This window comes from Gammaproteobacteria bacterium (assembly GCA_024235095.1).
GTDB lineage: Bacteria > Pseudomonadota > Gammaproteobacteria > Competibacterales > Competibacteraceae > UBA2383.
On record JACKNC010000001.1, the window covers coordinates 1734975 to 1757391 of the forward strand.

The 22417-nt window shown below is 52.6% G+C and carries 23 protein-coding genes and 1 pseudogene; 7 read left to right on the forward strand and 17 right to left on the reverse strand.

The features are described 5' to 3' along the window. Window positions 1-71 precede the first annotated feature (71 nt). From H6973_07625 to spoT, 5 genes are all read left to right on the forward strand, one after another. Window positions 72-308: a hypothetical protein gene (locus tag H6973_07625; protein ID MCP5125497.1), complete on the forward strand. Its 237-nt coding sequence runs from the start codon at window positions 72-74 to the stop codon at window positions 306-308. A gap of 140 nt (window positions 309-448) precedes the next feature. Beyond that, the gene (locus tag H6973_07630) at window positions 449-2092 is read left to right on the forward strand and encodes an acyl-CoA synthetase (GenBank protein ID MCP5125498.1); all 1644 of its coding nucleotides are present in this window, start codon (window positions 449-451) and stop codon (window positions 2090-2092) included. Between the two features lie 122 nt (window positions 2093-2214). After that, the gene (gene gmk / locus H6973_07635; protein ID MCP5125499.1) at window positions 2215-2829 is read left to right on the forward strand and encodes a guanylate kinase; all 615 of its coding nucleotides are present in this window, start codon (window positions 2215-2217) and stop codon (window positions 2827-2829) included. Window positions 2830-2918: 89 nt separating this feature from the next. Then, complete coding sequence (gene rpoZ / locus H6973_07640) at window positions 2919-3188, forward strand: DNA-directed RNA polymerase subunit omega (protein MCP5125500.1); 270 nt, start codon at window positions 2919-2921, stop codon at window positions 3186-3188. A gap of 61 nt (window positions 3189-3249) precedes the next feature. Beyond that, a complete protein-coding gene (gene spoT, locus H6973_07645) occupies window positions 3250-5424 on the forward strand; it encodes a bifunctional GTP diphosphokinase/guanosine-3',5'-bis pyrophosphate 3'-pyrophosphohydrolase (GenBank protein MCP5125501.1) in 2175 nt (724 codons plus the stop codon). A gap of 20 nt (window positions 5425-5444) precedes the next feature. Here spoT and H6973_07650 read toward each other — a convergent pair whose 3' ends face one another. The 3 genes from H6973_07650 to H6973_07660 form a co-directional block, all read right to left on the reverse strand. After that, window positions 5445-6122 (reverse strand): DUF554 domain-containing protein, encoded by a 678-nt coding sequence (locus H6973_07650; protein MCP5125502.1) that lies wholly within the window; start codon window positions 6120-6122, stop codon window positions 5445-5447. A 3-nt stretch (window positions 6123-6125) separates the two neighbouring features. Continuing rightward, window positions 6126-9311, reverse strand: a complete 3186-nt coding sequence (locus tag H6973_07655; protein MCP5125503.1) for a bacteriohemerythrin — start codon at window positions 9309-9311, stop codon at window positions 6126-6128. A gap of 104 nt (window positions 9312-9415) precedes the next feature. Next, a complete protein-coding gene (locus tag H6973_07660) occupies window positions 9416-10207 on the reverse strand; it encodes a sulfite exporter TauE/SafE family protein (protein ID MCP5125504.1) in 792 nt (263 codons plus the stop codon). Between the two features lie 224 nt (window positions 10208-10431). On the opposite strand from H6973_07660, the gene H6973_07665 reads away from it, so the two are divergent. Further along, complete coding sequence (locus H6973_07665) at window positions 10432-11370, forward strand: complex I NDUFA9 subunit family protein (GenBank protein MCP5125505.1); 939 nt, start codon at window positions 10432-10434, stop codon at window positions 11368-11370. 64 nt (window positions 11371-11434) lie between these two features. On the opposite strand, the gene H6973_07670 is transcribed toward H6973_07665, so the two are convergent. Beyond that, on the reverse strand, window positions 11435-11695 hold the full coding sequence (locus tag H6973_07670) for an acyl-CoA-binding protein (protein ID MCP5125506.1): 261 nt from the start codon (window positions 11693-11695) through the stop codon (window positions 11435-11437). A gap of 92 nt (window positions 11696-11787) precedes the next feature. Beyond that, window positions 11788-12351, reverse strand: a complete 564-nt coding sequence (locus tag H6973_07675) for an NUDIX hydrolase (GenBank protein MCP5125507.1) — start codon at window positions 12349-12351, stop codon at window positions 11788-11790. Between the two features lie 61 nt (window positions 12352-12412). Between H6973_07675 and H6973_07680 the strand changes: the two genes are divergently transcribed. Further along, entirely contained in the window at window positions 12413-13609 is a 1197-nt protein-coding gene (locus H6973_07680; GenBank protein ID MCP5125508.1) for a VWA domain-containing protein, read from the forward strand. 21 nt (window positions 13610-13630) lie between these two features. Here the strand turns inward: H6973_07680 and H6973_07685 are convergent, their stop codons facing one another. From H6973_07685 to H6973_07740, 12 genes and pseudogenes are all read right to left on the reverse strand, one after another. Beyond that, window positions 13631-14641, reverse strand: coding sequence for a hypothetical protein (locus H6973_07685; protein ID MCP5125509.1), 1011 nt, complete (start codon window positions 14639-14641; stop codon window positions 13631-13633). Continuing rightward, window positions 14642-15790: a hypothetical protein gene (locus H6973_07690; GenBank protein MCP5125510.1), complete on the reverse strand. Its 1149-nt coding sequence runs from the start codon at window positions 15788-15790 to the stop codon at window positions 14642-14644. Between the two features lie 554 nt (window positions 15791-16344). Next, window positions 16345-16725 (reverse strand): hypothetical protein, encoded by a 381-nt coding sequence (locus tag H6973_07695; GenBank protein ID MCP5125511.1) that lies wholly within the window; start codon window positions 16723-16725, stop codon window positions 16345-16347. A gap of 86 nt (window positions 16726-16811) precedes the next feature. After that, window positions 16812-17018, reverse strand: a complete 207-nt coding sequence (locus H6973_07700) for a type II toxin-antitoxin system HicA family toxin (GenBank protein MCP5125512.1) — start codon at window positions 17016-17018, stop codon at window positions 16812-16814. After that, complete coding sequence (locus tag H6973_07705; protein ID MCP5125513.1) at window positions 17015-17218, reverse strand: type II toxin-antitoxin system HicB family antitoxin; 204 nt, start codon at window positions 17216-17218, stop codon at window positions 17015-17017. Before H6973_07705 ends, H6973_07700 begins: the two co-directional genes overlap by 4 nt. A gap of 232 nt (window positions 17219-17450) precedes the next feature. Beyond that, window positions 17451-18779: pseudogene (locus tag H6973_07710) on the reverse strand (RNA-directed DNA polymerase). Window positions 18780-18810: 31 nt separating this feature from the next. Next, window positions 18811-19176, reverse strand: coding sequence for a transposase (locus tag H6973_07715; GenBank protein MCP5125514.1), 366 nt, complete (start codon window positions 19174-19176; stop codon window positions 18811-18813). Further along, complete coding sequence (locus H6973_07720) at window positions 19177-19866, reverse strand: IS630 family transposase (GenBank protein ID MCP5125515.1); 690 nt, start codon at window positions 19864-19866, stop codon at window positions 19177-19179. It abuts the gene before it with no gap. A gap of 399 nt (window positions 19867-20265) precedes the next feature. After that, window positions 20266-20538: a DUF2442 domain-containing protein gene (locus tag H6973_07725; GenBank protein ID MCP5125516.1), complete on the reverse strand. Its 273-nt coding sequence runs from the start codon at window positions 20536-20538 to the stop codon at window positions 20266-20268. Beyond that, on the reverse strand, window positions 20519-20755 hold the full coding sequence (locus tag H6973_07730; GenBank protein MCP5125517.1) for a DUF4160 domain-containing protein: 237 nt from the start codon (window positions 20753-20755) through the stop codon (window positions 20519-20521). Before H6973_07730 ends, H6973_07725 begins: the two co-directional genes overlap by 20 nt. Window positions 20756-21294: 539 nt before the next feature. Continuing rightward, window positions 21295-22092, reverse strand: coding sequence for a hypothetical protein (locus H6973_07735; protein ID MCP5125518.1), 798 nt, complete (start codon window positions 22090-22092; stop codon window positions 21295-21297). A 75-nt stretch (window positions 22093-22167) separates the two neighbouring features. Next, the gene (locus H6973_07740) at window positions 22168-22413 is read right to left on the reverse strand and encodes a DUF2970 domain-containing protein (protein MCP5125519.1); all 246 of its coding nucleotides are present in this window, start codon (window positions 22411-22413) and stop codon (window positions 22168-22170) included. Window positions 22414-22417 lie beyond the last annotated feature (4 nt).

Consider the following 22417-nt stretch of genomic DNA (forward strand, 5'->3'; position numbering starts at 1 on the left):
GGCAACCGCTGCCGATAATCCAATTACAACCTAAGCAAACGTAAGGGTTGACAACTTCGAGGGGCACAGCCATGAACGTGAACACCATTCAAAGTAAAGCGCTCGATCGGGCCAGCAGCACCATGAAGATCGCCGAGCGCATTGGTTTGCGCGGCTATTCCCTCCAATCCTACGCGATCTTTGGACCGCAACACGCGCATGGCTGGAATTTTACCCGCAAGGGAGACATCGAAGTCATCCGCGTCGAACCCGAAGCATTGGAAGCGCTGTACTCGGATAGTTTGGCGGACGCAAGCCACGACCTTTGACTCCATCAGAAGGCCATTGACCTCACTGCAAAACTCCAGGTCGATAGGATCGATAGGATCGCGTGATCAAAACTATAATAAGTTTTGTCCCTGAATGAGGGAGCCTGTCAAATCGACCTATCCACCTGGAGAATTCCGCGATGAGCGCCAGCGTCCACAACATCTATGAGATAAACCTGGATCCCAATCCCGCCAATTACGTTCCTCTCACCCCGTTAACCTTCATCGAACGCGCCGCTTCGGTTTATCCCCAACGCACCGCAGTGGTGCATGGCCCAGTCCGGCGTACCTGGGCGGAAACGTACGCGCGTTGCCGACAACTGGCTTCTGCGCTGCAACAACGCGGCATCGGTCTGGGCGACACGGTAGCGGCGATGCTGCCCAATATCCCGGAGATGTTCGAGGCGCATTTCGGTGTGCCGATGACTGGCGCAGTGTTAAATACTCTGAACATCCGGCTGGATGCGGAAACAGTCGCATTCATGCTGGAACACGGCGAGGCGAAAATCCTGCTCACTGACCGCGAATTTTCCGAAACCATTGGCAAAGCATTGCGGTTGATGCCGGCGGAAAAACGACCGCTGGTGATTGACGTTGACGATCCCCAATTCGAGGGCGGTGAAAAACTGGGGACGCTGGATTACGAAACATTATTAGCCGAAGGCGATGCCCAATTCGCCTGGCAGACTCCCGCCAACGAATGGCAGGCGATTACGCTGAACTACACCTCCGGTACCACCGGCAATCCCAAGGGGGTGGTCTATCACCATCGCGGCGCTTACCTGAACGCCATCAGCAACGCCTTGGTCTGGGATATGGGTCTGCATCCGGTCTATCTGTGGACCTTACCGATGTTTCATTGCAATGGCTGGTGCTTCCCATGGACGATTGCCGCGACGACTGGGACCAGCGTTTGCCTGCGGCAGGTGCGCGCCGATTTGATTTTCGATTTGATCCGAAACGAAAAGGTCAACTATTTCTGTGGCGCGCCGATCGTGCTGAACCTGCTTAGAAACGCGCCCGATCACCTGAAAGCCGGCATCAGCCACCCGGTCAAGGTGATGACCGCCGGCGCTGCGCCGCCCGCCTCCGTGATCGAGGGCATGGAACAAATGAACTTTGCGGTCACGCACACCTATGGCTTAACCGAAACCTATGGCCCCTCGGTCGTCTGCGCCTGGCATGATGAATGGGATGCATTGAGCCTGGAAGAACGCGCGGCCCTGAAATCCCGCCAGGGAGTGCGCTATCCGATGCTGGAAGGGCTGATGGTCGCTAATCCCCAGACCCTGGAACCTGTGCCGAGGGACGGTGGGGCCATTGGCGAAATTTTCATGCGCGGTAATAACGTCATGAAGGGGTATCTCAAGAATCCCGCCGCCAGCGAGGAAGCCTTCCAGGGCGGCTGGTTCCACAGCGGTGACCTGGCCGTATGGCACGCGGACGGCTATATCGAGATCAAGGACCGCTCCAAGGATATCATCATTTCCGGCGGCGAGAACATCTCCACCATCGAGGTCGAGGACGTGCTGTATCGCCATCCGGCGGTCATGGAAGTAGCGGTTGTGGCCCGGCCTGATGAGAAGTGGGGGGAAACGCCCTGCGCCTTCGTAACGGTCAAGTCCGGCATGGAACACGTCACCGAGGAGGAAATTATCGAGTTCTGCCGCAGCCAGTTGGCGCGCTTCAAAGTCCCCAGAACCGTAGTGTTCGGCCCCCTGCCCAAGACTTCGACCGGCAAGATGCAGAAATACATCCTGCGTGAACGGGCCAGGCAGCTTTAGAAACCGCACAACGCGCCTCTCTCCTACCGGGGAGAGGGGCTGAGCGCTGTGTCGTCTTTGAACTTGTGATGTAGGATGTTTCGCTCACTCCTCTCAACCAAGACCGGACATCCCCCTTTCCCATGACTCTCGGAACTCTGTATATCGTCGCTGCCCCATCCGGCGCTGGAAAAACCAGTTTGGTCAAAAGCCTGATCGAAACCACGCCGGGCGTTGCCGTCTCGATCTCGCACACCACCCGCCCACCTCGCCCTGGCGAATGCGAGGGCGAGCACTACCATTTCGTGACTCCCGCAGCGTTCGAGGCGATGATCGCCCAAGGCGCATTCCTGGAGCACGCCCAGGTATTCGGTAACCGCTATGGCACCAGCCGCGCAGCCGTCCAGATCCAACGACAGGCTGGCCTGGATGTGATTCTGGAAATCGACTGGCAGGGCGCCCGGCAAGTGCGCGAGCGGATGCCGGACAGCCCGAGCATTTTTATTCTGCCTCCCTCGCGCGAAACTTTGCGGCAACGTCTCACCGGTCGCGGTCAGGACCAGGTCGAGGTCATAGAACGGCGCATGGCGGCGGCGCTGGATGAGTTGTCGCATTACACCGAATTTGATTATTTGGTCATTAATGATGATTTTGCGACTGCCCTGGATGCCTTGCGCGCCATCTTGATCGCCCATCGTCAGCACCGGATCCTGCAAATTGAACGACAGCGGGAACTTTTGCAGTTGCTCTTGTCTTAACTGATTGTTTTAATTAAAATGACAAGTTCAATATTTTAGTCCGTCATTGACCCGGCAGCACTCGTTGCCGAATCTGGAGAACCGCCTGAATGGCTCGAATTACTGTTGAAGACTGCCTCGACCGCGTGGACAATCGCTTTGAACTCGTGTTGATCGCCGCGCGGCGCGCCCGTGAACTGGCCTTGGGCCGCGAGCCGCTGGTGCCTTGGGAAAACGATAAACCCACTGTGGTCGCTTTGCGAGAACTGGCTGACGGCAAGATTGATCATCTGCTTCAGGAAAAATATCGTCGTCGCGGCCAGGCTTCGCGCGATGCATCCACTTCTAATGACCATAATGCGCCGGTGACGTCGGCTTAGGCGTCTCCGGGCTGCCGGAGCCGGGAGCTCGAGCATGATGATGAGCGTACCCTTGCGGGAAATGCGCAATGAATTTCAGCCTGGTCACCAGTTGGCTGTCGATGACGAGTGGCTGGATGATTTGCATCTTCGCATTGATGATTTATGCGCTATCGCGAGCGAGTATCTGGAGCCGGTACAGGTTGATGAGTTACGCGAAGCCTGCTATTTCGCTGCCGAGGCTCATGCTGGCATTTACCGCAAGAGTGGTGAGCCGTATATTTTTCACCCCTTGGCCGTAGCCCGTATCCTGGCCAACGTCCGCTTTGATCATGAAACGCTGCAGGCCGCTATCCTGCACGATGTGATCGAAGACACCCATTATAACAAGGAACAACTCAGTCACCGCTTCGGACCTGATGTAGCCGATCTGGTCGACGGGGTCAGCAAGCTGACGCAGATTCAGTTCAATTCCAAATTGGAGGCGCAAGCCGAGAATTTCCGCAAGATGTTCCTGGCGATGGCCAATGATCTGCGGGTGATCATGATCAAGCTGGCCGACCGTCTGCACAACATGCGCACTCTGGGGGCGATGCGTCCTGAATCACGCCGGCGCATTGCGCGGGAAACCCTGGAGATTTACGCGCCGATCGCCGGTCGGTTGGGGATGAACCATCTGCGTCAGGAACTGGAGAATCTCGGTTTCAACCATTTGTATCCATTGCGCTTCCGGGTTTTGCAAGACGCCGTGCGCCGGATGAGTGGTAACCGGCGCGAAATCGTCGGGCAATTGGAAACCCGCATTCAAACCCGCCTGCATGACGAAAGCATTCAGGTCCGGGTTATGGGACGCAGCAAGCACCTGTGGGGTATTTATCGGAAGATGCGCAGCAAGCGTCTCCCATTCAAGGAGGTCTATGATGTTTACGCAGTGCGCGTGATCGTTGAAACGGTGGATATGTGTTACCGGGCGCTGGGGGTGATGCACAACCTGTACAAGCCGATCATGGGCCGGTTCAAGGATTATATCGCGATTCCCAAGGCTAACGGCTATCAGTCGCTGCACACCGTGCTGTTTGGGCCCAATGGCGTCCCTATTGAGGTGCAAATCCGCACGGAAGATATGCATATCATGGCCGAGGTCGGGGTCGCCGCGCACTGGCGCTATAAATCCGGCGGCGACGGCCAGGGTAGTCATGCCCAGCAACGCGCCCGCGAGTGGTTACGCAAATTGCTGGACATGCAACGCCGGGCCGGCAATCCAGTGGAGTTTTTGGAAAGCGTCAAGGTTGATCTGTTCCCCGACGAGATCTACGTCTTCACTCCTCGCGGCGAAATTATCGAATTACCGCGCGGGGCGACCGCAGTGGATTTCGCTTACGCCATCCATTCCGATGTGGGCAACACCTGTGTGGGCGCCAAGGTCGACCGTCGGCTGGTGCCGTTGCGCACGTCTTTGAGCACCGGCCAAAGCGTGGAGGTCATTATTACTCCGACGGCCCGGCCGAATCCGGCTTGGCTCAACTTCGTGGTTACCGCCAAGGCCCGCTCCAGTATTCGCCATTACCTCAAGAACTTGCAACGTGAAGAGGCAATCTTGCTGGGTAAGCGGTTACTGGAAAAAGCGCTGGCCGGCCATGTCAGCAGCTTGAATGAGCTTCCAGGTGGGCGGGTTCAGGGATTGGTTCAGGAACTGGGTCTGGATGGCTTCGACGATCTTTTAGCCGACATCGGGTTGGGAAACCGGGTGGCGGCGTTGTTCGTCAAACGCCTGTTGCCGAATGAGAATGAGATTACCCCGACGGATGCAGGCGCTCGGCCCTTGCTGATCAAGGGCACCGAGGGCGCCGTGGTTAGTTTTGGCAAATGTTGCCGACCCTTGCCGGGCGATACCATCATCGGTTATCTCAACACGGGACGCGGGATCGTTATTCACCGCGATAACTGTAAAAATGTCGTAAGCTACAAGAAAAATCCTGACAAGTGGATCGAAGTGGAATGGGAGCAGTACACCAGCGTCGACTTTACCGCAGAGTTGCGGCTCGATGTCACCAACAAGCGCGGTGTTCTGGCCACCATCGCCGCCGCTATTTCCGCAACCGATAGTAATATTGAAACCATCAATACCTCGGAGCGGGATGGCAACACCACCACGGTCCACTTGCTGCTCGATGTGCGCGACCGCAGCCATCTGGCGCGAGTAATTCGTCAGCTACGCACCGTGCCGGAAGTGCTGAAAGTAGCGCGGCGGGGTTGATGACAATGAAAAACAATCCGCTACGTAAACAGCAAAGCGCCGACGATAGCGTAAACCAGCGCTGGCAATAAATTGCCAACGTGAATGCGGCCAATTTCCAGCAGATTAACGCCAATCCCCAGAATCAGCAGACCGCCAGTCGCGTTGACCGCATCCAGCACGGCAGGTTGTGACAGAAAAGTCAGTTGCGCTGCGAGCAAGGTGATACTGCCCTGCACCAGCAGCACGGGTAATGCCGAAAACATCACCCCGATCCCCAGCGATGAGGCCAGCGTCACCGAGGCCACGCCATCCAACAACGATTTAATCAGCAAAACGCTGGGATCGCCGAGGGTGCCATCCTGGATCGAGCCGACAATGGTCATCGCCCCGGTCAGATAGAGCAAGCTGGCGGTGACAAAGCCTTCGACAAACCGGCTGGAATCAGAGCGCAGCATCCGCCGCAAGGCTTCGGCCAAAGTATCCAGGCGCTGTTCGATGCGCAGCAATTCGCCCGTAACTCCACCTAGCAACAGGCAGCCGATTGCTAGCAAAGCGTGTTGCGCTTCCAGGGCCATGCGCAGACCAATAGCGACCACCGCCAGCCCTAGCGCCTGCATAAGAATTATCTTGATCCGTTCCGGCAATCGCGCTCCCGCCGTTAATCCAACGGTGCTACCCGCAACTACCGCGCCGGTGTTGACCAGTGTTCCCAGCATCCTTCATTCCTGCTCTTGTAGATAGGGGCTATATTGTTTGTCGGTTTTCTGGATGTGGTTGACCAACCAATCCTTGAGAAACTGCATCAGCTCCATATTGATTTTTTTGCCGCGCTTAAACTTGTCATAGAGCGCACCGACCTGGTTGAGTAAATCAGTATGAAGCCGCTGATGTCTGGCGAGATGAGGATAGTTCGCCGACCTCATTCGCTCTTCCTCATAACCAAAGTGCTTCTGGGTATACTCAACCAGACTATCCAGCAATTCCTTAATTTGAACCTGGGCGCTCTGCGTTGCCATGGCATCGTGCAAGGTATTGATCATTTCCACCAGTTTTTGATGCTGTTGATCTAACATGGCGTCGCCGACACTCAGCGCAGGACTCCATTCGATAAACGCTCCTTTTCCGCTCTTCTGCACTTTACCATCTGTTGGTAACCGGGCAGACAAGGATTGAGTAGGCGGCTGTTGTTTGGAAGAAGATACTGTCACCTTTTGGTCATCGGGCATGACGTGTGCGGCTTGCTGCTCATCCAGCCTGAAGAACGTCATCAGCGCTTGTAGTTCCTGAGCCTGCTCACCCATCGATTGACTGGCGGCGGCGGTTTCTTCCACCAGCGCTGCATTCTGTTGCGTGACCTGGTCCATCTGTAAAATGGCCTTGTTGACCTGCTCAATGCCCGACGCCTGTTCGCGCGCCGCCGCCGCCATCTCGGCCACAATGTCGCTGACTTTCTTGACCGCGGTGACAATCTCGCGCAGGGTCTTGCCGGACTGTTCGACCAGCTTGCCGCCCTCCTCCACCTTGGCCACGCTGTCGGTGATCAGCGCCTTGATCTCCTTAGCGGCGTCCGCGCTGCGCTGGGCCAGTTTGCGCACCTCCGCGGCGACCACGGCAAAACCCCGGCCCTGTTCGCCAGCCCGCGCCGCTTCCACGGCGGCGTTCAAAGCCAGCAGATTGGTTTGAAAGGCGATTTCGTCGATGACGCTGATGATGTCGGCAATCTTGCGGCTGCTGGCGCTGATCGCGCTCATCGCCGTAGTCGCCTGATCGACCACTTGTCCGCCCTGTTCCGCCTGGTTCCGCGCCGCGTCGGCTAGTTGATTGGCCTGTCCGGCATTATCGGCGCTTTGCTTCACAGTCGAAGTCAATTCTTCCATGCTGGAAGCCGTCTCTTCCAGAGCCGAAGCCTGCTCCTCGGTGCGTTGCGAGAGATCCGCGCTGCCTTGGGCGATCTCGGCGGCGGCTGAACTGACTTGCGCCGTGGCTTGTTGGACATCCCCGACAATCTGCCGTAAGTGTTCGCTCATGTCTTGCATAGCGCTGAGCAGTTGTCCGGTTTCATCCTTAGAGGTCGCCTCAACCTTGACCGTCAGGTCGCCCGCAGCAATCTGGCTCGATGCTGCTACTGCGGTGCGCAAAGGGCGAGTGATCTGGCGGACTACCCACCAGGCCCATAGCGCGATAAGACCGAAGCTGATCAGTAGAATCACGCCAGTCCACCAACGCAAACGGTAGACGGCAGCCAGTGCTTCTGCTTCATCAAGCTCGGCGATCAATGCCCAAGTGAATTCTCCAATATTGATGGGCGTATAAGCGGACAGCACTGAACTCCCTCGATAATCAGCAATGATTCTGGCGTCAGTTTTGCCCGCCAGCGCCTCGCGGGAAGCCTCAGTGTCCACGCCGTTTTCTTCGATAGTTCCAGCAAACGAGGCTTTGACCGAACGATTTTTCGCATCCAGGAAGGAGTCAGAACGCATCCGCTTGTCAGGACCGACCAAATAAGTTTCGCCGGTTTCGCCTAAGCCGTCACGGTGCTGCATGATAGCGTTAATGTCATCGAGGGAAAATTGCAGGGCGAACACATATTGGACTTTATCATCATGCACCAATGGCTTGGCGACAAAGGCGGCGGGTTCATTATTACTCGGTTCGTAAGGCTCAAAATCCTCAAACTCAAATTGTCGAGTTTCCATCGTCTTACGAAATACTTTACCCAGACCGGAGTCTTTGTAAGGGCCATTCAGCAAATTCGTGCGATAGTCACTTTCCTTGGCTACGGTATAAAAAACCTGACCATTGGGATGAATAAGAAAGAGATCATAAAATCCCAGTTTCTCCTTATAAAAAGCCAAAAGATCCTGGGTGGTTCCTGGTAATTGTTGTGTCAGTGCTTCCTCCAAATCCATTTTAGTCACGGCTGCCCATGACAAACCCTTAATGTCGAGAGGATCGGCGATAACTATCACTAATTTGCCGGCGCTGTCGGTATAGATATCACTGACGGCCTGCCCCGATAAAGCCTTGCGCAGATAAGCAGGGGCGCGCTCAGCAAGATCGTAACCGACGACATATTGCCCCCCACCCATGGTTTGCATGTTGCTACGGAACTCAAATCGATCGCCGACCTTGGCTGCGAAGTAGGTTTCGCCGCTTTTACCCAGATCTTCGCGATTTGCCACAATTGCGTTTAATGCGGCTGGCGACCACTTGAAAACCAGCACGCCCAAAGTATTCCCATCCTGGATGATCGGCGCGCTGAAAAAAGCGAATTGACGGCCATCACTCGGCGCATAGGGCGCAAAATCTTGTATCGAAACACCGGAAAGTCCCTGCTGAAACGCTCTAGCAAGCGCGCTGTCCTTCAGAATGTCATCGGTATAAACCTGATGACCTAATACGGATTGACTGGCTGTGCTATAGACTACGATGCCTTCCTGGCTGATCAACAATAAATCGTCATAGCTGTGGTCTTGGGCATAAGCAGCTAAAGCACTGCTATTTTCTGCGCCGGAAGCGCGTGTAAATGCTTTCAATGCATCCGCAATATCAGCACTCCGCGCCATCGCTTCGATCATCTCGAGTTGACGCTGGACGGTTCGCTCCGCTCGATCTTTCGCATCCTTTTGAATACGGTCAAGATCTTTTAATGCATAGCGCCAAAAGTACTTCTGAGAGTCGATTAGCACATCCATGTCAATCTTAGCGTTTTCAAAGACACCTTCGACCTGCTTTTTCTTGGTCTCGCGTAAGCTCTCCAGTTGTTGAAAAGCCTGCTGTGAGAGTGAGTTGCTAGCTTCGTACAAAGCGATCAATCCAACAATCAAGGCAGGTAGCACGCCAATTAGAAGAAACGCTGCGGACAGCTTGACTCCCAGTTTCAAATTTCTAATGTTTAGCGTCATGATTTTTCTCCGTGGGATATTGCATCTATAGTATTACATTTTCGCCATTTTCTACACGAGAAGTGTAGCCTATCTTTGTGGAGAAAAAATCCTTTATTTATGCGTCAGTTCAACAGCATTCGGGCGCCGATAATTGCCAGGAAGACTGCGAACACCTTTTTCAGCATTTCAGTTGGTAAAGTGTGCGCCAACCGCGCGCCCAACGGCGCCGACAACGTACTGGTCACCGTGATGCCCAGTAGCGCTGGACCGTAAACATAACCCAGACTCCAGGCGGGCAAGCCGGCGGCGTTCAGCCCGGTCACGACAAATCCGAATGCGCCAGCGAGCGCAATCGGCAGACCACAAGCGGCGGAGGTCGCAACCGCCTGGCGAATCACCGTGTTGCACCAAGTCAAAAACGGTACGGTCAGCGAACCACCGCCAATGCCAACAATCGCAGATACGGTGCCGATTATCCCGCCAACAGCGGTCATGCCCACCGTACCTGGCAATTCGCGGTGCGGGGCCGGCTTCGCGCCAAACCCCATCTGTGCAGCGACGGTGAGTACGAAAATCGCGAAAACCTTGCTTAAAACCGCGCTAGGTAACGCATCGGCGATAGCCGCTCCCACCCACGCCCCGACGATGATGCCCGGCGTCAGCCGCCAGAATACCGGCCATAGCACCGCCCCATGTCGATGATGGGCGCGCACCGAGGAAATGGAGGTCACAACGATGGTCGCCAGCGAAGTGCCAATCGCCAGATGCATGATGACCGCGTCGCTGATGTGTTGATGGTGAAAAATCCAGGCCAGCACCGGCACGATGATCAAGCCGCCGCCCACCCCAAGCAGTCCGGCCATGACTCCAGCAAACGCACCGAGAGTTAAATACAGCAGCAAAGTCGATAACATCGATTCCACGAGAGGGTTATCCTTATGGTTAAGGCTTCAGCCGTTTTGGCAAGAAGCGCGTAAACAATCTGTGGTAAATTTTGCCTTGGAACAATGGCCAGGCGCAGTACGGCAAACGGCTATTGCAAAGGGTAGATCACTGGACATTCCCCGTCCCGATCACGAACCATTCCACGGCGCGGTTCGCCGTGGACGGCACAAGAACAGCGAGGAGCAGGCAAGGCATGAACATTAAAAAAATCTGCGTGTTGGGCGGCACCGGTTTCGTTGGCCGGCATCTGGTGACACGCCTGGCGAATCATGGGTATGCGGTTCGGGTGCCCACCCGTCATCCGCAGCGGCATCGGGAAATTGAAGTGTTGCCCGGCGCAGAGCTGGTAGGTGCTGACATCCACGACCTCCAGTCTCTCCAGGAACAGTTAGCCGGTTGCGATGCCGTCATTAACCTGGTTGGCGTCCTGCACGAATACGCCAACCAGGGTTTCCGCAAAGTCCATGTCGAATTGCCCGGTAAGATTGTGGACGCCTGTCGGGCAATTGGCATTAAGCGGCTACTGCATACGAGCGCCCTGCACGCCGACGCCGCTAAGGGTCCAAGCCAATATCTGTTCACCAAAGGCGAGGGCGAACAAACAGTTCTGCGAGCTAAAGACCTAGCCGTCACGGTCTTCAAACCCTCCATCATCTTTGGACCCGACGATGATTTCTACAACCAGTTCGCTGGCCTGTTAAAGTTTAGTCTGGCGCTGCCGCTGGCCTGTCCGAACAGTCGTTTTGCGCCGGTCTATGTCGGCGATGTGGCGCGGGCGTTCGAGACGGCTCTGCAGAATGACGCTACGATTGGTCAGAGCTATGAACTGTGTGGGCCGCGCGTTTACACGTTCAAAGAGATCGTCGAGGAGATCGCCCGGATGCTGGGCTTGAAACGCAGGGTAGTGGGTTTGCCTGATTCGCTAGCGCGGTTGCAAGCTAAAATCTTCGGAATGTTGCCGGTAAAAATTTTCACGATGGATAATTATCTTTCTCTGCAAGTGGATAGCATTTGTTCCTCCAACGGACTGGAAGCGCTAGGCATTACTCCACACTCGGTAGAGGGGATCATGACGGCGCATTTTGCCGACGATCCGTATGATACGTTGCGCCAAGCGGCGCGACGGGGTTGAATTTTTCTTAAAAAAACTCACCCCAATCCCTCTCCTACTTGGGAGAGGGACGTTTATGTCGCGGTTAAGCGCCCTTGAGCGACTCGACCAGGTCGACATATTGCTGCATGGCGTCTTCCTGCGGAGTGCCTTTAAGCTTGGCCCAGGCATCGTATTTGGCGCGGCCAATCAGGTCGGTGAAACCGGGGCGTTTGCCTTCGATATCGCCGTTCGATCCCTGCTTAAAACAGGCATACAATTTGAGCAAGGTATCACTGTCAGGCCGTGAACTGAGTTTTTTACTGTCTTCGACGGCGATCTGGAAACGGGTAGCAAGATCGGACATGGATGGTATTCTCCGGTGGGTGATTTCATTACGATACTGGCTTAAAACATAAACGAATTTGCCGGATTGTCGATAGCATGTAGTGGCTAAGCCTATGCATAGCGATGGATGCGGAACTGATCCACCTCGCGGATAATGTCGCCCACATGCAGATGAAAGGCGCCAGCCCGGCGTTCAGCGAAGTATTGCTCAAGGGTTTCGCGCACCACGGTGAAAGCGATGTCCTCCCAAGGGATTTCGTGCTCGGCGTAAAAACACACTTCCAGACTCTCTTCACCGGGACTGGCTTGCCCCTCCCTGAGTTGGCCGCGAAACATCAGATAGACCTGACTGACGTGTAACAGCGAGTACACGCCATACAGACTAAGATTTTCCACCACTGCGTTGGCTTCTTCCAGCGCTTCGCGCGCGGCGGCGGTTACGGCGGATTCATGATTTTCCATGAACCCGGCGGGCAACGTCCACAGACCATAGCGGGGTTCAATCGCGCGCCGGCACAGCAGAATCCGATTTTCCCATTCGGGAATGCAACCGGCGACGATCTTCGGATTCTGATAATGAATGGTGTCGCAAGCATCGCAAACATGGCGAGGCCGGTTATCCCCTGCGGGAACGCGCACGCTAACCGGAGCGCCGCACTGGCTGCAAAATTTCATGGAAGAGATTCCTTGGAAAAGAGTGCCTGATTCTGGAAACGAACGATTTGAGCATTCCAGCATGAATACTATAACTTTAGAACCCCAATCCGCGACTGAACTCCGGTTTGTTGACGAACGCCAGCGGCGCTGGCGACTGATTCTCGGCGGCGGCGCAGCGAATGGCGTGGGTTGTTCCCTGGCCGGCGCTGATCTGGGCATAGATCGCTGTCTGGAAAATCTCTACGACGAGGAGTGCAAGGGCGGCTTGGGCGGTTCTGCGCCGAAAGTCGCCCGCTGGCTTGGCGATATCCGCAGTTATTTCCCGACCTCTGTGGTGCGGGTTTTACAACAGGATGCGCTGGAGCGCTACGGCCTGCAACGGATGTTGCTGGAGCCGGAAATGCTGGAAGCGGTCGAGCCGGATGTCCATTTAGTCGCTACCCTGTTGTCATTAAGCGGGGTGATGCCGGCCAAGGTGAAAGACGCTGCCCGGCGCGTGGTGCGTCAAGTGGTTGCCGAATTGGAGCGCAAGCTGGCTAATCCGTTGCGCCAGGCGATCAGCGGCAGCCTGAACCGCAGCGTCCGCAATCGCCGTCCGCGTCATGCGGAAATCGACTGGCATCGCACCATCCGCGCCAATCTGCGTCATTACCAACCTGAGTATCGCACGGTGATTCCCGCGACCCGGATTGGTTTTGGCCGCCGCAATGCAGCCTTGCGCGATATTATTCTCTGTGTCGATCAAAGCGGGTCAATGGCCGCTTCAGTGGTCTACGCTGGCATCATGGCGGCGGTCATGGCCTCGATTCGCTCGGTGCGCACCGCACTGGTGGTTTTTGATACGTCGGTCGTTGATCTGACCGAGCAACTGGATGACCCGGTGGAGGTGCTGTTCGGGACGCAACTGGGCGGCGGCACCGATATTCACCGGGCGCTGAGCTATTGTCAGGGCCTGGTGCGCGCGCCGCACGACACCATCCTGGTGCTGATCAGCGATCTATATGAAGGCGGCGACCGTCAGCAGATGCTGAAACGCGCCGCCAGTCTGACCGCAGCCGGGGTGCGGATGATTGCCTTGCTAGCGTTATCTGACAAAGGGGCGCCAGCCTACGATCACAGCATCGCCGGGGCGCTGGCCGGGATGGGAACGCCGGCCTTTGCCTGCACGCCCGATCAGTTTCCCGATCTGATGGCGGCGGCTATTGAACGGCGCGATCTGGCGCAATGGGCGGCGGCGCGGGGCATTGTCACGGCGGGACAGGAAGTAAGGCGTTGAGTATAAAAGAATGATTATGCTCTATAATGTCCGCCGATGCCGCCAGAATCGCCAGCGGGCGGCGCCGGTCAATGAGTAGCAATAACCATCGTCACCATAGAGATACAAGGTTTTGAGTTGGCCGGTTTGCAGCAACCGCTGGCAGGGTTCGAACCAGTTCCGTTCCAGCATCGCAACATGATCAGCCCAGGCTAGAGGATCGCCATCTGTCCGGTCATAGCGCGCAAGGTCCAGTTTGACCAAGCTATCCGCTTCATCCGCAGCGGCTTCCCGCCAGTCATACGCGTTCTGAGAAACAGGACTGATCGCAGCCTCCGCCAGCCAGGCCAGGCCCCGGAGCAAAGGGTCGTGGGCGTACAACCCGATTGTCGGTGAACGAGCGCCTGATGGGAGTGGGCCGCTACCCCAGAACCAGACGCTGTTGATCATGGGTTGATTGCGCTGTTCGCGGGCCTGATTAACCGGGTGGTTATGAAACAGCATCTGTACCTCAGTTAGCAAAGCATGCCAGCGCCGAGCGTTCGGTCCATGAGGTAACAGCGGATTAATATCGCGGCCAATAGCGCTGGACAGTGCGTGGGTGCGGATACCCGGATCAGCGGGCAAGCGCAGATACCAGCGCTCGGGGCAAGGAACGCGAAGTTGCAGTCCATCACTGGCGAAGGTCTGGTCGAACGCCGCCGCCAGCGCCGCCGCCTCGACCGGTTCAATGGCCAAGGTTCGAGCATCCGCCAGAAACACTCCACGCAAATCGGGGCGCAGATGCACAGGATCGGCCCGTAGCCACCAGTCGTTACCAGGGTTATAGCCATCCGCCAGTTGCGTGACCGCCGCGATCGGTAAGTCGGCTTCAGCAGGAATGGGCGCCTCGAATAACTCGAACAGCAGGGTGTCCATGGTCGGTTGCGTCTTGTGCCGGTCTGCCCGCGTCAGCAACCATTCCAGCGCCGGCGCGGTCGGGCGGGGCGCCGCAAATTCATCAGGCCACGTCCCTAACAGACCTGGAATCAATAAGGACAGGATGGTTGCCATTTAACGTACAACTAAATTTTCCCGCAGGTAAGCCGCCGCGTTCGTCGTGCTTTCCTGGCACACCCACAACCCCAACTGCTCAAAACCGCCAACTTCCTGGGTATGGGCCAGGAACTCCAGATACAAACCTGCGCCCGGTCCATTATTGATAGTCATATTAAAAGCCGGTTCGCGCCCTAGCAGAGGCATGATGTGGATTAATGCGCGAATGGCGTCCTGAATCCCTTTAGTGACAGCACGAATCTCGGCGTCGGTCAATTCATGCAAATATTGTCGCTCGGTATTTTTTACAACCAGCAACATGTTGTAGGGTCGCCGCATGAAATAGGGCACGAGTAAGACAGCCTCGCCGTAATCCCGCACCTGTAATTCCATCGGATTTTCCCGCAGCAGGTAATGACTGAAGTTTTCACCGTCATGCCGTTGGGCGAAACACCAGTTATTGTAAAAATGGCTGGGCATGATATTGCTGTAGCCGATTTGCTGGTGACCATGCGCCAGCGATCCGCCAGCCAGGCGGCCATGGTTCTTGATGATCGAGACAAACCCGTGGGTAGATTTACGCGGCGGCGGCATTTCGGAAGGTGGCATCAACGCCTCGGATTCATAGAGCAACTTCTCTTCCAAAGCGGCCAGACGCTGCAAAACAATGATCCCATCATCCAATGACAAGGTCTGCCAGTCCTGATCATGTTGCGTAGAAGTCCATTGCAGGAAATGAAAGCCGTAGGAAACCCGTCCGGTGTGCATGGGATCAGGATAAAGCGGTTGCTGGCGGTATTCTTCCAGAATGTTCTGCAAGGGGTAGATGATCGGGAACAGATTTTTATTGATAAAAGTCGCGCCTTGACTCAGTTGCGCTACATCCACTACGCCTGTGGTTTTTCCCTGGCAAATGATGCAGGGTTTTTCATCAATCGCTGATACAGCATCGTGGATTCCCGAATCGTGCGGTCGGCGCGCTCGGGTGGAGTTATAAACAATCAATTCGCCATTGCGTGGATCAATTTGGCAAACGGAATCCGGTAGAAAGGCCATCATGTCCTTTTCGGCATGGAATAATTCATCCAGTTGCTGCATGGACAATTGCTCGATGGATTGCGACTGCACGATGGACTGCAATACTTCCCAACTAAGTTGTTGTGTCATAGTCCTTACCAATGGATATTTGGGCATTTTAGGCTGGAGCCCTAAAATGCCTATAGGCTCTTGGAGAGTTTCTGTGGAATTAGCTCAGGCGGCCAGAGATCAAACTAGCCAAGCTAACCTTGCTTCTTTGATGATCAGTTAAATCAATAGTGCCCATTACACTAAGTAGAAGTGTCGATAATCCATAACGCGCAGTTTACGAAATCATTACACTTGCAATCCTATTCTAGATTATTCTCTGTTAGATTGCTCGATACATCGGTATCTGCTGGTCTATTGCGCCTTAGCATCGAGATGCCGTGTGAAATTACAGCAAGTAATCCAGCAAAATATTTCAATATTACTTTTTCGTTTGTAATAGTATCGGGTTCAGTAAACCATAAATAATCCAAGAACATTCCGAAAACACCGACTGAACCTGCAAAAACAATAAGTAGCTTAGCAATTACTACAAAAATGGCCTTAGTACTTTTTTGTAATATCCTTATGTCCTTTTTAAAGCATAGCGCCGCAATCACCCGCCGACGAAGGATGGGGATAGGTGAAGTTATTGGTTAGGTCTTCTCATGCACCTTGGCCCTGCGCGAGGGAATACCTATTCTGATACCGCCAAAAATCAGCGGGAAACCAGTTGCAACCATGCCGGGCCACCAGTACGAATAAAACCCAATAGCCACCGCAACCCACCCTAGAACAACCCGCGAGAGCGCTGCCACCTTTCCATCAACAAGCAATAGAGCCAGCATCGAAACCGCAATGAAGCCATGAAGCACCGCCACTTCTGGATGATCTAGGAGACGTCCGTATCCGTTCTTCGGCTGGAGCAGCCACTCCAGCCCGATTGATGGAGCCGCATACACGACAACCAATAGGATAGGCACAAGCCAAAACCAGAATGCTTCAATGCTCCACCAGGCATGCAATCTCGTAAGCACGACGATTCCTTTTCAGGGTATAACGACTAAATCAGCTGCCGACGAAGGAGGTCAGCTGGATTTTTTTGTTATGCGAAGAATCATAATCATAATTCATCTTCTTCAATGCCTGCGGCCATCATTAAGTGGCGCTGTAAGCCGATTTTCAATGGCATATTCCCGTGAACAGGAATAGAAATGCGTGCATTTTTTCCAGCCTTAGCATAAATATGATGGCTACCGTTGATGCGCTTTAGTTCCCAACCTTTGTTTTCGACAAGTTTACAGAAGTGCTTGCCACTGACTGCTTTCAAACGGCTATCTCCATTACCTTATCTTTTTCAGATACCGAGATGTCCTGAACATCTACAGATAAACAACCTTCTACTGCTTCATAAATGTTGCCCAATAATTCATCAAAGGTTTCACCTTGCGTTGCACATCCAGGTATAGACGGCACTTCAGCCCAATAGCCTCCTTCCTCAGCTTCGTGAACTACAACTTTCAATTTCATGATACTTCCTCTCTAGTGAGTACATAAACTTCACTATTAACTTCGATGCCCTTGATTGTAACAATACTTTATTTGATTCTATCAACACAAAAAAGCTGTGGTAGGCAATAGTTTGATCAGGTATATCTTTCCAATCTGTTGAACTCTTGTTCGTATGGCGCATAACGCCGAGCTAAAGGGTGCCAATGAAGCGCAGCGGAATTGGCGTCCAATTTGAGTGCTGTGTTATGTATCATCTCAATGAACGCACCCACTTTATTGTCATTTGCTCAGTAAAATTGGCTGAACTCTTTTCTACCGAATTTAGCCAACCGTTTAGCTCTGCCTTAGATAGTGCCAACCCTGAATAAATTAAAGAGCGTCTATCCCACGGAGATAAATGGGACATATTTGCTTTTTGCCCCCTAACCCAGTGGGTCATATTCCTATTCCTTGCCATTGAAGCCTGATTTCTGATACTAGCAGTAGACATTACCAATTCTCTAATTTCTTGAATCTCAAGAAGCTTTGGATCATTTGCAATATAATATTCTATCCACTCCTTTATAAATGGCACCTCTGAGGCCATTACATTTTGAAATAAGGAAACCAGCTTATCTTTATTTCTTTCAACAAACGTTGCATTTGCCACTTTACTCAAATATAAAATAACATCACTTATAACTGGAGATAGAAACTCAAAATTATCTAAAACTTGATTTGATATCGCTCTTATTTTATACATTCGACATTTTCTCAATATATGACGAGCTAGACCTAAATCAAGCTTATCGCTAGATAAAACTCTTTCCATAAGTTCGGTTAAGACCGTAGGTCTAACTTTTCCTTCATCGGCGGCGGACTCCTCTTCAAACGAACCACTATAGGCATCTACGGGCGAATTTATTTCGCTAAGAGCGCCATGAATTTCAGCCTTTTCCACCTCTTCAGGACTATTAAGATATTTTTCACAAAACTCTGCAACTGGAATGATTTCTGTCTTTCCAGATGCTATAGTGAGCCGATGGTTTTCATACAGATACTTAGTGATTATTTCTAGAAATAATCGGAGATCCACCTCTGAATTTCCGAATATTCGGAAGTCATCCACATACCTAGAGTGAGGATATTTGGCATCCCTTATATAATTATCTACATCAATCAGAACTGCCTCAGCCATAATAATACTTGCAGCCGGTCCTACGGGAACCCCCTGTGAAACAGAGCCGTTTAGGTCTAGTAAAAATCTTTCTGTGTTATTTGATAACTCAAAGAGTTCGGGACTAGCATATTCAATTGCGTTTTGTAATCTATGAACATAAATCTGGTTGTAAAAATCAGTTATATCGGTAACTAGAACATAGGAATTCTCTTCGGACAATTCTCTACATTTTTCAATAAACCCTGAATACCCTGCGCCGTTTGAAAAGAAAGTTCCTTTATCTTTACCTATGCCTATCCGATATGAACAAGCCACCCTTTCATCTTCAGGGATTCTTGCTGCCTCTACTTTTTCCGATATGAGAAATGCAATTGATGTATAAATTAATGTATTTATCGGATCTAGTTGGTGCACCATCCTATTGTCTTGCTAATAGTTATCCCCACAAAAATCATGCTGGAGCTTTTTCAGGATTAGCGTATTGAGTATCAGGGAGCCTAAAAAATGATTTGACCCTTTCCTGAAATTCTTTTAGCTTTTCCAAAGCAGAATAAACGCGCGCTCTGAAATCAGCCCGGTTTTTAATTGGCTCCTTTTCCAGATGATCATTTTTGATCTCATTCCAAACCTGTTCATCCGGATTTAACTCTGGCGAGTGGGGGGGAAGAAAGAACAAGCGGATTTGTTTTCGATGCGTCTCAAGAAAGGCTTTGACTTCTTTCGAGGTATGATAAGACGCATTGTCCGTGATGACAATTAATGGGCGCTCTCGACCCTCTAATGCCTTCTCTAAAAAGGCAATGAAAACCCCACTCACTCATTTTTGAGTGGTCACTTCAAATATTAACTCGCCCGTCGCCGTAACCATCGATAAAATGTGAAACCCACCCCGGTCATCACTCACTTTAATTTCAGGCGGATGACCGACTAAGCCCCACGTCCGTCCAGAACGCGTATGGCCTTGAACCCATGACTCATCCTGAAACGCAATATCCGCTCCAAGTTCTTGAGCCCGCTTCTGAATCTCTTTAAATTCTTCATTAATAAACTTTTTAACTTCCTCCTGATCCTGGTTTAAGGCATGATAACAAGGTTTTTGACAACTCAGTCCTAATTGATGTAAATGCAGACGAACCGTGGCATCCGATACCCATAAACCAAAGTACTCTTTCAATAAATTAACCATGATCTCTAAAGTCCATAAAACCGTATCATAGCCATGATCCGCCGGCGTCGTATTGAGTATCGTTTCTTTTAACCATCGATCAATATCCGGAGTCATCACACACGTGGCGCCGAGCGCTTTCCGGGTATCCAGGGCTTCTTCTCCTTCATAACGATAGTTGCGAAGCCAATCATAAATACTCGTTCGGTCGATACCCAAAAAATCAGCAACAAGCTCCGGACCATAATGCTTCTCTTCGACCGCGCGAACCGCAATACGCCGGATGTAATTCATCACTTCATCCGGTATTTTACGTGCATCAAACATCCATTCCGCGTTCATTGCCGCACCTCCTCTATAAATTTAGAGTCTCTAAAGAGGTCTTCTATAGTTATTAGACAATTTGATTAACGCTCAGTTCGTTGATAATGTAGGGATAATCGTTGGCAAGCCTATAAATGTTCCATCCGGCTTTGGAGAGCCAAAGACTCTAGGCTGTTCGATAGGATACCCGTCAATTTCGTTACAGGTTAAGTGAGTTACGACTTCGTCCCAATTGGCCCACAATGCTTCATATTCAAATGGCTTTGGAAAGAAATCAGAATCATAGAACTTAATGATGTGATTTTTTGCAAATTCTAGTGATTCTCTACTTAGCCTTGCCACTCAATTTCCCTCTGATTTGATACATAACGACTTCGTTCACCTGCCGTGCGCAGCACGGTCAGGTGCAATGTCCAGTTAGGCTGCTTGTCTAGGCAATGGGAGTTGAAATCTTCCGGCAACTACACCAGCTACGGTCAAGTCTTCGTCAAGCTTTTCCCATCTGAGTGCATGTCCGCCTACCTCTACCTGAACTTCTTTAAGCTGATTTTCAGAGGCTTGGCTGAGAATCTTAAAGCGATCAGCAGGGAAACCCACTATCCGTCCATCCGTTAATTCAAGATAAATCATCCGTTTCTTGGCCCAAGCTCTGATAGCGACAGGTTCTATTTCAACGATTGTGGTATTCATGGTATTTATTAATCAAGGTTTGCCTATTTTCAAATACAAGTCTTTCAATTTCTCGTAAATCATGGGGAGGTACACCGCGATTACGAGCTAAGGCTACAGGGACAAGCCAAAACTTACATTCACCACTGGAACAGCGTACATGAATGTGAGGAGGTTCGTCTCCTTCATCTGAGTAAAAGTGGAAGCGAAAACTTCCAATTCTCAGAACTGTTGGCATATTTATCCTGCTTCGATAGAAGTTCGGGGCCGCACCTTGCCGTACTTCAAATCAACCACAACACTCAATGGCGCGGACTCCGGTGCAGCGGCCAGTTAGGCTTGGCTGAATGTTGGGTTGCCAAAAGGGCGGCAACCCAACCTACGATGCTCAGCCGCCGCGAGCGTAGCGAGCGGTCGGCTGGAGGCGCATGTTAAGCAATTGTGTGTATTCTTTGGTTGCATCCGACCCGGTTCAAGGCATGCGTCGGGCACGATGAGGCCGTGCCCGACCTACCCGGCTTTTGCGCTTCGTCCAGGCGACGGGGAAAATGTCCACCGTTCGCCGCCGTCCAACCCACTCATAATAACTGAACTAAACCAGCACCATAACAATAAGAGTGTAAAATCAGCAGGCGCTTGGGCTGAATCAGGGATTCGAATGAAACCGTCTGCGGCATCCTGGTTGCTGCATTGCCTGTTCCCGCCATCATGAACCCAAAAAGTAGCAAAGACAGGAACACAATGGCTTGCGCATAGAAGGGAGTTTCTTGGATTGGGTTAGGTTTTCTGATCGCTGGAGCGTGGATCACCGGGCAAATATATTCCGGTGAGTCTATGAAACGCATCAGAGGCGCGAGGTCCAGCCTGGCCATCCACTTTCACGTAAATTCCAGGCAGGGTGTTCATAAAACGTTGCAGCGCCTCAATCCAGAGCGAGGCGGCGCTTTCATCGTAGCGCAGTAATGGTTCATCAAGCAGCTCCTCTGAATGATCGAATGCAATCAGGCCACGTTCCACCAAGCGCCGCAGCAGCACTGCTGCACCACAATGCTGGGCAACGCCAGTCTCGCTCCAGCTATCGTCGGTAACGTACTTGCCATGAGTATAATGGGTTGAGTAATTCCATAAATAGGGCGAGGGAACTTCAGGATGGTGCAGGCGATAGCCCCAACCGCCCCGTCCTTCCAACAAAAACAGGATGCTGGCGATGCTCCAATCCTGGCAAAGATCAAAGTGATATAGCCGTAAAGCATCAATAGCGCTGTCCTCCCAGCGAAAGGGCGGCTCGCCTTCGACGGGTCGCCCATCCGGCAAGTGCCGGGTGCGCTCGGTCAGTGGATCGCCGTTATGCAGGTGAACATTGAAATCGCGACCTGCATCGGCTTCATGCAGCACGGCGACAACAAACCAGGGTATATTCAGCCGCTCACCCACGCTTTGATAGCGCTTCCGTTCCGTTATCAGGACGTTCGCGATTTTGTCTACCTCGGCAGCCCGTTCCGGGTGAATCACGCAGGTCATGAACAATTGCTGATAGTCGTGGCGTACTTCATCGGTCAGCACGATGCGGCTCATGGTCAAATCTCACTCCAGGGAGTTGGAAACAGGGAACAGGGAACAGGGCGCTCCTCTGGCTAAATCTGGTTCAGGCTAGACGCCCGCGGAGCGCAATGCCAGCTTGACCGCAACTAGCACCCCAAAAATAAACAGCAAAGTCATAATCAATCCGACCAGAATGTAATGAATTGGACGGCCATGCTGGAAATCCCGCTCGCGGTTTTTCTCGCTTTGCACCCCGAAGAACGCCGACAGTACACTGAGGACGATGCTCAGCGGCCCGGTCGAACGACTATTGGATGGAGGATTGGAATGATCGCTATCAGGCTTGGAAGGCATCGGA

Excerpts from the sequence above, each read along its gene's own strand:
- H6973_07655 (MCP5125503.1), bottom strand. The coding sequence starts at position 9,311 with ATGACGCTAAACATTAGAAATTTGAAACTGGGAGTCAAGCTGTCCGCA.
- H6973_07630 (MCP5125498.1), top strand. The coding sequence starts at position 449 with ATGAGCGCCAGCGTCCACAACATCTATGAGATAAACCTGGATCCCAAT.
- rpoZ (MCP5125500.1), top strand. The coding sequence starts at position 2,919 with ATGGCTCGAATTACTGTTGAAGACTGCCTCGACCGCGTGGACAATCGC.
- H6973_07720 (MCP5125515.1), bottom strand. The coding sequence starts at position 19,866 with ATGAACGCGGAATGGATGTTTGATGCACGTAAAATACCGGATGAAGTG.
- H6973_07680 (MCP5125508.1), top strand. The coding sequence starts at position 12,413 with ATGAATACTATAACTTTAGAACCCCAATCCGCGACTGAACTCCGGTTT.
- H6973_07730 (MCP5125517.1), bottom strand. The coding sequence starts at position 20,755 with ATGCCAACAGTTCTGAGAATTGGAAGTTTTCGCTTCCACTTTTACTCA.
- H6973_07675 (MCP5125507.1), bottom strand. The coding sequence starts at position 12,351 with ATGAAATTTTGCAGCCAGTGCGGCGCTCCGGTTAGCGTGCGCGTTCCC.
- gmk (MCP5125499.1), top strand. The coding sequence starts at position 2,215 with ATGACTCTCGGAACTCTGTATATCGTCGCTGCCCCATCCGGCGCTGGA.
- H6973_07690 (MCP5125510.1), bottom strand. The coding sequence starts at position 15,790 with ATGACACAACAACTTAGTTGGGAAGTATTGCAGTCCATCGTGCAGTCG.
- H6973_07660 (MCP5125504.1), bottom strand. The coding sequence starts at position 10,207 with ATGTTATCGACTTTGCTGCTGTATTTAACTCTCGGTGCGTTTGCTGGA.
- H6973_07705 (MCP5125513.1), bottom strand. The coding sequence starts at position 17,218 with ATGAAATTGAAAGTTGTAGTTCACGAAGCTGAGGAAGGAGGCTATTGG.
- H6973_07735 (MCP5125518.1), bottom strand. The coding sequence starts at position 22,092 with ATGAGCCGCATCGTGCTGACCGATGAAGTACGCCACGACTATCAGCAA.
- H6973_07685 (MCP5125509.1), bottom strand. The coding sequence starts at position 14,641 with ATGGCAACCATCCTGTCCTTATTGATTCCAGGTCTGTTAGGGACGTGG.
- H6973_07740 (MCP5125519.1), bottom strand. The coding sequence starts at position 22,413 with ATGCCTTCCAAGCCTGATAGCGATCATTCCAATCCTCCATCCAATAGT.
- H6973_07650 (MCP5125502.1), bottom strand. The coding sequence starts at position 6,122 with ATGCTGGGAACACTGGTCAACACCGGCGCGGTAGTTGCGGGTAGCACC.
- H6973_07670 (MCP5125506.1), bottom strand. The coding sequence starts at position 11,695 with ATGTCCGATCTTGCTACCCGTTTCCAGATCGCCGTCGAAGACAGTAAA.
- H6973_07725 (MCP5125516.1), bottom strand. The coding sequence starts at position 20,538 with ATGAATACCACAATCGTTGAAATAGAACCTGTCGCTATCAGAGCTTGG.
- spoT (MCP5125501.1), top strand. The coding sequence starts at position 3,250 with ATGCGCAATGAATTTCAGCCTGGTCACCAGTTGGCTGTCGATGACGAG.
- H6973_07665 (MCP5125505.1), top strand. The coding sequence starts at position 10,432 with ATGAACATTAAAAAAATCTGCGTGTTGGGCGGCACCGGTTTCGTTGGC.
- H6973_07625 (MCP5125497.1), top strand. The coding sequence starts at position 72 with ATGAACGTGAACACCATTCAAAGTAAAGCGCTCGATCGGGCCAGCAGC.